This is a genomic window from Chitinophaga pendula (genome assembly GCF_020386615.1).
Taxonomy (GTDB): domain Bacteria; phylum Bacteroidota; class Bacteroidia; order Chitinophagales; family Chitinophagaceae; genus Chitinophaga; species Chitinophaga pendula.
The window spans coordinates 2,127,928-2,140,652 of record NZ_CP077769.1 but is presented as its reverse complement, the minus strand read 5'-3'; the positions used below and the strand labels follow the sequence as shown (position 1 = coordinate 2,140,652).

The window sequence follows — 12,725 nt, the reverse complement described above, 5'->3', positions numbered from 1 at the left end:
AGGCAATTATAAGCACAACGACGGCGTCGTACCAGCTGGTACGACGCCGTCGTTTTGAGACCGTCCCGGTCATAAAGTACCTTCAAACCACAATCCGGACGTCTCTGACTCCAGAACACTTCGTAAAAAGGGCTTTTCATTATCAACATATAGATTGGCATCTATGTAGGGCAAACGCCGGTCTTTGATACACTGTTCCGCAAAATCGCTACGGATCAGGCTTTTATCCTGAACATTCGCTTCAAATGCCTTCAGCTTGGTAAAAGCATTGGTGCTATGTTGCAACCACGAATGATGGAAACCCATAAACCCCTCCGTACAATGCACCGTCTGCTGCAGCCCCCCGGATATCCCCTTTTTCCGCAAGTAATCACCCGTAAATGGCATCTTCCTGAAATATTTACCTGTCATCAAATACGTACGGTAACTGAAATCGTCAATCCCGTGGCTTTTATCGGAAAACAGGTTCAGATAAAATACCGAAAAATGCAGCTTTACCGTAATGACCTGGTGTCTCTTTACCTCATCAATAATCTTATCAGCCAACCTGCTATCAATAAACTCATCCAGATCTGAAAGGATGATAATATCCTCATCTCCAACCACATCTTTCAGTACACCGCAATAATTTCTTTGCATAGCCTCATTGTGATAACCCATATTGTGCGTAAGCAGGTGCCAATACCATTGATCAAACTGTGCCGGTGTACACCTGTCCGGATGGTAATAAGACTGCTCCGGCAAAGCAGGCCGGAAAAGATCGCCTGCATGAATAGGATGATACTTGACCTTAGCCCCCACCTGGGCAGGATCAAATTGAAAGGGCTTATCCTCGTAGCTGAAGTTTTTATCTGCCTCACAAATATGTAATTCATCGATCCAGTAATCTGCTTCCTTAATCTTTAGTGAAGCGATCTTATGTTCATTAAAAAATGGGCAATACTCAAATATTTTCATGTGTCCTTATTTTTGAGGATGGATAATATGTTGTAAATGTCGTTGGAAAGCCGCCGCCAGGGCAGTAATCGTCTTTTCATAAAAATGCGCCTGGCTAAAGTAGAATGTTAGCTTCACCCCATGGGGCGACATTGTAGCCGTTATGTTGATCAGGTAAGCTGAGGGGTTATTCATATCGTGTGTTATGCCAACGGGTAACTGCAATGGCGTATAAAAATCCGTTCCTTCTTCCGCCGCCGGCAGGTTCAGATAATGGAACAATATAGGGTATTCCATATCCGCACCCTTATGGGCTTCCGCATGAGGTGGCATATGTTTCAATACAAAATAATCCAGCCCGCCCTTCGGCACCCGTAATAAAGTGTTTTTCACCATCTGTATGATCTTTTCGTATTCGATGGCGGACCCATTATATGCCAGGTGTATCGGATATGCGCCGGCAAAAAAACCTACCGTATCCGAAATATCTATATGGGGGAAGAAAGACTCCCGCTGTGCAGTCATCACATATAAGGACATTGCCTTGCTTCCTTGCAACTCCTCGCACGCACAATAGAAAGCCGTTAAGAGCAGGTTGAATACATTCCCCTTGTAATGACCAACAGCTTGTTGCAAATAAACTACTTCCGCCTCATCCTTCAGGATATCAGCAATAAAATAGGTCATCTCCTTCTGTAAAGGCTGCCGCCCGGGTAACAGATCAGGAATAAAAGAGGCAGCTCCTTTTTTCCTCAGCTGCCGCCAATAAGTATTGGCGGTCTTAAACTTGCCGGACCGGGCATACTGCTCCAACCGCAGACACCAATCGCGATACGTTATACTCGAATGACCGTTATCCGCACCAGAAAATGGCAAACAACGACGACGCAATTCGTCCATCAACACCTGCCACGAGATCCCGTCGAATATCAAATGATGAAAGAGGAAAAAGAGTGCCTGTTGCCCGGGCTCCAGGTAATTATCAAATAATAATACCCGGAGCAATGGCCCTGTTGTGAGCGAAAACTGCCCTTGCAAAGCCGCACAATGAGCCGTAACAGTCGCCTCATGCTGCGTCACCGGAATACTACCCAGATCTGTTTGCAGGAAATAATCCGCTGGCGAAAAGTCACCTGTACACTGCTCCCACTCCCCATCCGCCTGCTGCTTAAAATGTACCGTAAGTATAACGTGTGCCTTCAGTATCTCCTGCATAGCAGTTCGGATAACTGCCGGGGCTACATACGTCTTAAGCAATACCAGGAAAGGACTGTTAAAGATGTTCCGGTTGATAAGCGGACGCTGAAAGAATCGCCGCTGTACCGCCGACAAAGGGAACATCCCGGCCGCAGCCCCGGAGTTACGGCTCTTCTCTCTTTTTTTAATGGGTAAACGGCCCTTGTGTACAGCAATATTAGCAGCTAATTCTTCAACAGTTGGATAGCTGAACAGGTCATTGACCGTAATCAAATACCCCTGCTGCTGCAACAAATTTACCACCTGCAAAGCTTTCAGCGAATGCCCTCCTAGTGTATAGAAGTTATCTTGCTTACCAACATCAACCAATCCAAAAACATCACACCAGACAGCAGCTACCGCCTTTTCATTCGGCGTCTCCGCAGGCACATATGTCTGCAACCGCTGTAGTTGAATAGTCTCCCCATCCGCAGAAAGCATAGCACCCAACTCCTTCTTGTCGACCTTACCATTACTCGTCAGGGGCAACAACGGTAGCTGCAAAAAGATATCAGGTATCATATAGAAGGGCACCTTCCTGCTTAAATATTCTTTCAGCGTGTCTGCATCAAGCGCTTCCTTTGAAGTATAAAAAGCACAAAGCCGCTTATCCTGCGTGTCAGCATATATATGCACGATAACCGCACATTGATCCACATCCGCATGTAATGACAACTGCTGCTCCGTTTCTCCTGGCTCTATACGGAATCCGCGGATCTTCACCTGCTGATCTGCCCGCCTCACAAAAACCAGCTGCCCGTCCCCATTCCATTTGACAATATCGCCCGTACGATACAACAACCCCTCCTCCAACGCATGCCGGACGAAACGCTCCGCCGTAAGCGCTGGCTTGTTCCAGTACCCATCACTCACGCCCGCCCCCCCCAGATACAATTCACCGGGTACTCCAACAGGATGTAACATATTCGAACGACTCAACACATACGCCCGCGTATTCGATAAAGGAACGCCTATGGGTACATGATCCTTATATGCACTGCCATTGATCGCATAAGCCGTACTGAAAACAGTATTCTCCGTCGGCCCGTATACGTGAATGAGCTTATCAGTACCCAGGCATGCAATGGCCATATTCACATGTGCCGGTGAAACCTGCTCCCCGCCAAACAATAGCTTCCGCAGTGGCAGGAAACATTGTGGATAGGTCTGCACACAGGCATTGAACAATGCCGTCGTCACAAACATCACGCTGATGCGTTTTTCCCGGATCACCGTATCCAGCTGTTCTATATCTATAATAGCCTCCTGGCGTATAAGCACAAGCGTAGCGCCGTTCAGCAACGCTCCGAAGATATCAAACACAGACCCATCAAATGCATAGTTGGACACCTGCAATAAATGATCTTCAGGATAAATAGTAACGTAGTTAGTGTGCATCACCGTACGGATCACATTATGATGTGCGACCGCGATACCCTTCGGCGACCCCGTAGACCCCGAAGTATACATAATGTACGCAGGAGCCGCAGGAGCTTGCAGCAAGGGTAGCTCCGCAGGTAAAATGTTGACATCACTGCTTACGATCAATCTTTTCCCTTCAAATGACCAGTTGATATATGGGTAAATAGCATACGTAGTCATATAGATGGTCGCACCACTATCTTCCAACAGGAACAGTATCCTTTCTTCAGGATAGTCAGGATCGATCGGCACATAAGTACCTCCTATCCGCAATACCGCCCAGATGGCGATGATCATTTCCAGGGACCTGTCAGTAAGCAACGCCACCTTCGTACCTGCCCGCGCACCGGAGGCGATCAGCTGCCCGGCATAATGACTGGCCTTTTCATGCAACTGCTGGTAAGTGAGCGCACTATCGTCAAACTGAACAGCCACTTGTTCAGGTGCCCGCGCTACCTGTGCCAGCAATAGCTGGTAAAGCGATTGATCACCTGGAAAAGAGGTTGCAACTGGGTTAAAGTCCAATAACTGCTGCCGCTCCCCGGTAGTAAGCATGTCCAGCGCAGACAACTTGTGATGCGGATAAGAAACGATAGCCGATAATAACTGCACATAATGCCCCGCCATCCGGTGAATAGTAAGTTCCTCAAACAACTGCGTATTGTATTTAAAACAGCAGCGTAACCTTCCCTCCAGTTCAAATATCTCTACCGTCAGATCGACCTTCGTCGCATTATCCTGAATAACATATGGGCTCACATGCAAACCATTGATCGCAAGCAATGGAATACCTGTCTGTTGCAATACAAAGATGGTATCGAACAAGGGATTACGGGACGGGTCCTTTTTTAGTTGCAACTGCTTCACCAGCTGCTCAAATGGATAAGATTGATACTGGTAAATATGAGCAGCAGCCTCGATCACCTCCCTTAAGTACAGGGTAAAGTATTTCTCCGCAGCAGGTGCTGTTCGCCAAGGCACCATGTTGACAAACATCCCCAGCATGTCCTGTAGCTCCGGATGCATCCGGTTCGCCATCGGTACCCCCACTATAATATCTTCCTGATCCGTATACTTATGCAACAATACCGTATACGCACAATACAACACGACAAACAACGTAGTATGCTGATCACCGGCCAATGCCTTTAAACTTGCTGCTAACATCGCATCTGCTTCCACAGTGACCATCCCCCCGTCAAAAGTAACCTGCGCAGGACGTGGGTGATCATATGGCAATTGCAAAACAGGTACTTCATCCTTTAAATGAGACAACCAGAACTGCTCCTGCTGCCGATAGTAGCCCGCCCCCCACTGACGTTGCTCCCAGGCAACATAATCCCTGTACGGCCTCGCCGGCAGCAACCGCTGCCCCTGGTAAATACGGCTGATCTCATCCATCAATACTGCCTCCGTAACACCGTCAGAAATAATGTGATGATTAGCAAATGCCAGGAAATACTTGTCCCCACTTATCTTTAACAAGCCCGCACGCAGCAATGGCGGCTGATCCAGGGCATATGGTTCCCGTAGTCTATCTACCAGCCCCGCAATACCTTTCTTGCTACCCTGCCGGTATATAAGTGATATAGATACCCGCTCCAATACCGTCCGCACCGGCACTCCGTCCTTCAGCAGGTATCCGCTACGAAGTATCTCATGCCTTTGTATCAGCTCATTCAGCGCCTCCTCCAGACGATCCTTATCCAGAACGCCAGTGATCATCATCGGAAAAATAGAATGATAACTATGATTCTGACGGGTACTGTTCTGGTGCACATAGACCATCCGCTCCGGAAAACTTAGTGTATAATATTTTTGCTTCCTGCTGCGTGGAATCTTATCCTTATCACCCACCTCCTGCTGATAAACGGCAATACGTGCCGCCATACGCGCAATAGTAGGATACTGGAATACTTCACTGACAGGAAATGTCACCTGGAAATATTGTTGCAACCGCACCGATAATACAGTAGCCGTCAGCGAATGCCCCCCACAGGCAAAGAAATGCCGGTGAACATCTATCGATTTCAATTGCAACAACTCCGCCCAGATAGCAGCTACCTGCTTCTCCAGCATCGTCACCGCCGGCGAATGAACAACTTCCGCCTTATCTTCCTTCGTCACTAATGCCGCCAGCCGGGAATGATCTATTTTACCGTTCGGTGTCTGCGGTAGCTCCTGTAAATGCGTATAGCCGATAGGTACCATAAACTCCGGCAACCGGTCCCGTAAATAGGTCCGCAACAGCGTATCCGGAATAGCAACCGCCGTATCCGTGAGGTAAAATGCATGCAGATACAAATCTCCCGCACTGGTCTTTAGTACCGATACAACGCCGTCCCTGACCTCCGGATGACCGCGCAATGCAAACAGAACCTCATCAGGCTCTATGCGATACCCGCGTATCTTCACCTGGCTATCCTCCCTTCTGATAAATATCAAGCGCCCCCTCGCATCCCGCTTTACTATATCGCCGGTACGATACAACAACTTGCCGGGTAATAAAGGAATAGTCACAAATCGCTCCTTCATCAGCTGCGGATGAATGTATCCGCTGGCTACCCCGTCTCCGCCAATACACAGCTCTCCCGCAATACCATCCGGTACAACCGTAGTACCATTGAGTATATACAACTGGGTATTGGCAAGCGGATAACCTATAGGAACCGTGTGATCACCTGCCCCAATCTCATCCACCGGGTAATAGGACGCATATACCGTACTCTCCGCTGGCCCATACATATGCAGCAGCTTTCCCGATCCCAGATAAGACAACGCTGATTGCATATGCCGCAGCGATACCTGCTCCCCGCCAGTCAATAATTTACGTAAGGGAAATAAAGCACCAGGACGATTATCCACCATCACATTGAACAATGCCGTCGTCATAAAAGCAACAGTAACACCCGTAGCCGTAATCAGCGGCTCCAGCAACGACAGATCCCGCCGCACGTCCCGGTCAGCAATGACCAACGTCGCACCATTCAGCAGCGCACCAAATATCTCGAATACCGATGCATCAAATACATAGGTAGACAACTGCAGTAGTTTATCCGTAGCAGTGATATCGATATAATTCACGTCCCGCACAGTACGGATCACATTCCGATGCGTGATCACAATGCCCTTCGGCTGCCCGCTGGAGCCCGACGTGTAAGCGATATAAGCGGGCCGCAACGCATCGCCGGGTAATAACGGCCCTTCCGCCGCCGCTACCGCTCGATCCACCTGGCCCGTATATATCGTGTCCAACCCGAATGCCGCCGCCAGACCAGACAGCTCCTCCTGCGCCACAAGCACCTTACTGCCACTATCCGCCAACATAACTTGTATACGCTCCCACGGGTATTCCGGGTCCAAAGCAAGATAAGCAGCACCAGCCCGCAATACCGCCAGGATAGCAATGACCATATCAAACGATGGCAGCGCCAATATACCGGCAACATCGCCTGCCCCCAGCCCACCATTGCGTAAAACACTGGCCAGCGAAGCTACCCGCTCACCCACCTCCGCATAAGTCAGCTGCTCACCACAATATACCAGCGCAGGATGCATGGGCTGCCGCCTCACCTGCATATCAAAAAGGGTGGTGATACTTTCTTGTGGGTAGGAGGTGATAACCCCCTCTCCAGCCGCCAATACCGCCAACTGCACCTCCCCCGGAAGCAGGGGAATAGCCCCAATCCGTATCTCCACATCACGACTGATCACTTCCAATATCTGTAGGAAATGTTGACCCATATCCGCAATAGCAGATGCATCAAACAATCCGGCATAATACTCGATCGAAAAACTCAATACCCCATCCCGCTCAATAATACCAAATGTCAGGTCCACCTCCGCCTTATGATGTACAAACGCCATGGGCGATATCACCAACGCACCAATATGATAGGTCTGCTGACGCTGGTAGAAAAATAACACGTCATAAAGTGGGTTCCTGCTCACATCCCTATGCGGACAATAAGTTTCCACTAACTGACCCACGTCATGATAATAGTATCGCCGGACCGCACGTACAGTCTCCGTTACATTGGCCAGCAATTGACCGAATGTACTGCTCCTCCGCGGATAAGACCTGACAGGCAGCGTATTGATAAACAAACCTACTAAACGGTCCAGCCGGAGATCTGACCTGATCTCATGCGGCAGCCCGATAATAATATCCTCCTGGTAACTGTACTTACTGAGTAACACATAGACCGCACTGAGCAACACCTCGTATAAAGAAACCTGCTGTCGATCGGCCAACGCCTGCAACATACCGGTCAGCTGGCCCGTAATCGGAAAATGAAGGATACTACCCCTGAAATCAAAAACCGCCGGACGCGCACGTTGCGTAGGCATTTCCAGCAATGGCAGTTGCTCACTCAATTGTGTATCCCAGAAACTAACCGCCGCAACGCCGTCTTCAACGGCCCGCCTATGCAACGTTTCCACATATGATCGGTAAGTAACCGGCACCGATGGCAGCACCGCCTGATCATACAATTGAAAAAGATCGTAAACAATCACCTCTTCAGACCTGAGATCAGATATGATATGATGCATATCTACGATCAGCACATGCCCCCCTTCGCCTCTCAGGCTAAATAATCCCACACGTATCAATGGGCCATGCTCCAGCGTAAATGGTCGGATAAAGTCAGCCACCAACTCGCTGATCTCTTCTTCACTAACATCTTCCCGGTGAATAAAGGGAATATGACTGTCCTCCTGTATATACAACATAGGTCGTTCTCCGGCTAACCGGAATACCGCGCGCAATTGCTCGTGGCGCCCCAATAACTGGTGCAACGCCCGCTTCAGAACAGACACCTGTATCAGACCATCGACCTTCCGGACCACAGGAGAATTATAAGCAGTACTATCACGGTTTAATTGGTAAATGACCCACATCCGCTCTTGAGAGGGGGTCAGGGCATATACGTCCGCTTGCCTGTCTGTCGGCGACAACACAGGTGGCGTAAAAATAGAATGGAACATGGATGTCGGTTAAATTATATGAACAATGGATACTATTCGGTTATTCAATGATTTCCTTTACTACGTCGTAGAACAGTCCGCGTAGCATGTCAATATCTACAAGATAGCTGGTACGAAAAGTGTATATGAGTTGATCGCCGGCAGATACCGCAATACAATTTAAAAGGCTTTGAATGGGTAACGGATTAGGTTGAATAGATACCTCCGTCGTAACAGGCGCAACAGGCCCGTCCGCATTACCCAGGAAATTAAACATCAATAAGTCAAATGCATGATATCCCTCCCCTCCGTCTATCAGCCCCCACAATGTCGGCCACTTGGTCTTATACTTAGGGTCGTGCTGCAAATGAAGAAAATTCAGGTTATGCCGCTTCAGCCCCTCCAGGCGTGTTACAACAACATGCCCAATCTCCTCCGCACTACTCCGCGCATCTATCACCATAGGTACCATATCCGTGAACTCCCCCACCGTATTATAAAAGCGTACGTCTTCATACTGACGACCCTCACATACAAATAACAAAGGCACAGCTCCAACGTCCAGGTAGCGTTGCAACACCCTCCCGTAAATAAGCAATGCCGTCCCAAGCGCCCGATCACTATCATGACGAAATGCCGGCACCACAATATTAAACTGGTAACTCAACGGCGAAGCCTTACCTGCCAACCCTTGCAGTATATACTGCCTGCTGGCATAAAAGCGGTGTAAGTCAAACATCGTCATCACCGCAACCTCATCGATCGCTTGCGGACCCTTATACAGCTGACGTACATACATATCAAACGATACCGGCTGCTCCTCTGCCAACAGTTGCCCCGATCGCAGCGCCGTATAGTAACGCAATAACTGGCTCCGCAGGATCTCCGCCGTTACACGGTCAAAAATGACATGACTGATGATCACCGCCAGGTAACGCTCCGCAGCAGATCGCCGGAAATAGACCAATTGGTGCAGAACAGTATCGTTGTCATATACCCGGCTGGTCAATGCCCCCATCAGCGACAGTAACTCCTCCGCTGTCCCCGCTCCATCGCTGAAGTCAAGCACAGGAATAACAGGCTGCAACAATGGTTGTTTCCCATATTCCTGCCAGCAATACGATCCGGCCTCCCGCACAGGAATACTCCTCAACAATCCATGCTCGCAGATCAACATACCATATGCCCGCTCCAACAATGTCACATCCAACTCCTCATCTAATGGCAATAAGTCTACACTGGCCGGCGTACGGAAAGACAACTGCAACTGCTGCATACCTGGCAAGGCATATCGCGGCATAACAGCAGCCCCGCGGATCAATGCATCATTGTGCAATAACGCCTTCGTAAGTAAACGCTGACAAGCGCCCACATCCACCGCAGACAAATCACCGGATGCTACCTTCAGATGCCAGCCGCCGACAGCAACCGATAATACCGGCGAACAAAACGGCACAGCGGCCACCAGCAATACCTGCTTCACGATCTGCTCAATGGATTGATAGTGCATGATATCCCGCAACGTAACCGGGAATCCTGCCTTCTTCATTTTAAACATCAAGGGAATCGCCTTGATAGAATTCCCTCCAAGTGCCGTAAATCCTTTTGTAACATCAATGGTGGATAGTGCCAGTACATCCTTCCAGATAGTAGCAACTTGATGCATGATCGCAGCAGCCGATGGGTCAGATCCACCGCCTTGATCTAAAGCGTTGACATTGGTTTTCATAAAGTGTCTTTTTGCAGATTATTGACGATTCAATGGTTAAAAGTGAACAGTTTTCAATAAATACTAATGGATAACTAAATACAAAAGAACCGGGTAAAGTACCCGAATGATCTAAAAGCGTATTATGCTACTATTCCAAACAATAATTAGGTGTAACTACTAGCGACTTAAAACATAGGACGCTTAAGCATGGTTCCAACGGTATCATCTCAAGGTAAAAAATGTCACCGCTCCCATATTGCATTCTAATATTACCGTCATCTTACCCATTAACTAGCGCAATCGAACAAACGAAAAAATCAGCAATTATATATACCAGAAATAGAGAGGGAATAAAAATACAGGCGTCTGTCACCAAATACTTTTGGCATAGTCAACCGTTTCAGCTAACTTAATAAGAAACAACATCCCCATGGCCAGGCAAACAGGATGGCTCACATTCACGGGCAGACTAGGTAACCATATCGGCTATCGCCGCAATGGCACCTATTTTCTCCGTAGCATGCCCTCCTCCGTTCACCAAACCACCGCCACCAAACAGGCCGCCCGCCGATTCGGTATCGCCAGCAGAAAAGCCCGGCTCATCCGGCAAGCCTGCATACCTGCCATCAATATTCCACAAGATGGCCACATCGTCAATCACCTCAATAAACATTGCCTCCGGGCTGGCTCAGATATCACCGCCCTCAATGGCTTCCGGTTCAATAAACATAACGGTCTCGATAAGTATTGCATCGCCATCCCCCAGCTCCTACCACACCACCAGCTGTTGATCCCTCCGGGAGCTTTCCATACCAACACTCCCTCCCTGCAACTAAAACTGGTAGCCGTACGACTCAACTTTAATACCTTACGGATCACCGCATCCCGCACCTCCATCATCCACATAAACACACAACAGCCCTTCCATGGCCTCCTGCTCGACTGCTCCCTCCCAGGCCATGGCTCCCTACTGCTCATCCTGCAAATAACCCCCTCTTCCCCCCAACGCAGGAAGACAAGCAAGCGCGCCATAGTAGCAGATATCATCGCCGTCATTCCTCCAAGCCAACCTATCAGCCCCTCCACCTACATACCTCGCACACAACAGGAACACCCCACCGCTCAACAGCTTGTTGAACTCCCCAAAAGTGGCTTCCACCGAACGCTAGCCGTTCCCAGGGAATGAAATAACAACACCTCCCCCCCTCCTGACATGGTTGAATAAATGCCCGGCCCCCTTACCGGCTCCCCTACCCATTCCCTCATCGACATTAATACTCCTTTTCACAGGCAACGCATGCCCTCACATCCGCGCGCAATGACGATCCTCCCATAAAACAACTCCGGTTTTACGCCAACCTCCTTCCATTCCCCTCCCAACTCCAGCTAATTGATCAAGTCCACCTCTCCCGTAGCTCTCCTATATCATGGCTGTATTATTCCTATAACCCGCATATATCTCCTGACTCACCCGTTTCGTCATTTATAACTTAGCAACGCCACATTTCTTTGTAAGTTCGCCGCGTTATATCACAACCAACACCCAACAATGACCAACAAAATGGAACAGACCTATTTGATGCCCTCGCAAGAATCAGGAAGAGACTTTATTGCCAGGAAGATACCGGGCAACGTTATCATGCTGAATCTCCTCCGGTTCCGCAAATGGGCAAATTATACCCATAGCCCCGAACTGGCGCCCGCTACACCCATCACAGGAAAAGAAGCCTATCAGCGATATATAGACCACACGCTGCCCTTCCTCCGGCAATCCGGTGGTGAAATATTATTTATGGGAGAAGGTGGCAACTTCCTCATAGGCCCCGCCACAGAAAAATGGGATGCCGTATTACTCATCCGGCAAAATAGCGTGAACAGCTTCCTCGCCTTCGAATCAAATGAAGAATATATGAAAGGAATAGGCCACAGGACCGCAGCAATAGAAGATGCCCGCCTGCTACCCATAGAAGAAACACTACAGAATAAATAACATATGTATATACCACCCGGTTACAGACAACACATCGTTGCCCGTAATCGGGAATATCTCGCCTACCGTTCTACTTACCTTGCACTAACTTACGGTGCGCCTTCCCCCACTTTATCATCGCCAGGATAATATGGCCAAATGTCTTACAATAAGCCGTCGACTCGTATTCCACCAACGCCGAATCCTCATACGTCTTCCGCACAATCAGCTTGTTCAACTCCATCTCCTTCAACTCACGCGATAACATCCGAGTCGTAATCCCCGGAATACTCCGCTCTATCTCGCGGAATCGCTTATTCCCGTTACAGATAGAATTGATAATAGGCAACTTCCACTTCCCCCCGATCACATAGATCGTGTCCTGCAATGCCTGCACTTCCTCCGCTTGATTTCGCTTCATAAATAACACTTCCCTTTTTTGGTATACTCCATGATACTGGTTACAAAGTTATACCATTCCGG

General features: G+C 48.8%; 6 protein-coding genes. 2 read left to right on the top strand and 4 right to left on the bottom strand.

Annotation, left to right across the window (positions count from 1 at the left end):
- Window positions 1-69: 69 nt before the first annotated feature.
- The 3 genes from KTO58_RS08130 to KTO58_RS08120 are packed head-to-tail and all read right to left on the bottom strand — an operon-like array spanning window position 70 to window position 10,291.
- Window positions 70-957, bottom strand: a complete 888-nt coding sequence (locus tag KTO58_RS08130) for a hypothetical protein (RefSeq protein WP_095839860.1) — start codon at window positions 955-957, stop codon at window positions 70-72.
- 6 nt (window positions 958-963) lie between these two features.
- A complete protein-coding gene (locus KTO58_RS08125) occupies window positions 964-8,583 on the bottom strand; it encodes a non-ribosomal peptide synthetase (RefSeq protein ID WP_095839861.1) in 7,620 nt (2,539 codons plus the stop codon).
- A gap of 40 nt (window positions 8,584-8,623) precedes the next feature.
- Window positions 8,624-10,291, bottom strand: coding sequence for a condensation domain-containing protein (locus KTO58_RS08120; protein ID WP_095839862.1), 1,668 nt, complete (start codon window positions 10,289-10,291; stop codon window positions 8,624-8,626).
- A gap of 412 nt (window positions 10,292-10,703) precedes the next feature.
- Here KTO58_RS08120 and KTO58_RS08115 point away from each other — a divergent pair, with 412 nt between their 5' ends.
- Entirely contained in the window at window positions 10,704-11,459 is a 756-nt protein-coding gene (locus KTO58_RS08115) for a hypothetical protein (protein ID WP_095839863.1), read from the top strand.
- Between the two features lie 375 nt (window positions 11,460-11,834).
- Window positions 11,835-12,263 carry a DUF1330 domain-containing protein gene (locus tag KTO58_RS08110; RefSeq protein ID WP_198314975.1) on the top strand — a complete coding sequence of 143 codons (429 nt, stop codon included), beginning with the start codon at window positions 11,835-11,837 and terminating at the stop codon, window positions 12,261-12,263.
- A gap of 70 nt (window positions 12,264-12,333) precedes the next feature.
- On the opposite strand, the gene KTO58_RS08105 is transcribed toward KTO58_RS08110, so the two are convergent.
- A complete protein-coding gene (locus tag KTO58_RS08105) occupies window positions 12,334-12,663 on the bottom strand; it encodes a winged helix-turn-helix transcriptional regulator (RefSeq protein ID WP_095841651.1) in 330 nt (109 codons plus the stop codon).
- Window positions 12,664-12,725: the final 62 nt, after the last annotated feature.

Coding starts and splice junctions, on each gene's coding strand:
- KTO58_RS08120 (WP_095839862.1), bottom strand. CDS start 10,291: ATGAAAACCAATGTCAACGCTTTAGATCAAGGCGGTGGATCTGACCCA.
- KTO58_RS08115 (WP_095839863.1), top strand. CDS start 10,704: ATGGCCAGGCAAACAGGATGGCTCACATTCACGGGCAGACTAGGTAAC.
- KTO58_RS08130 (WP_095839860.1), bottom strand. CDS start 957: ATGAAAATATTTGAGTATTGCCCATTTTTTAATGAACATAAGATCGCT.
- KTO58_RS08125 (WP_095839861.1), bottom strand. CDS start 8,583: ATGTTCCATTCTATTTTTACGCCACCTGTGTTGTCGCCGACAGACAGG.
- KTO58_RS08105 (WP_095841651.1), bottom strand. CDS start 12,663: ATGAAGCGAAATCAAGCGGAGGAAGTGCAGGCATTGCAGGACACGATC.
- KTO58_RS08110 (WP_198314975.1), top strand. CDS start 11,835: ATGGAACAGACCTATTTGATGCCCTCGCAAGAATCAGGAAGAGACTTT.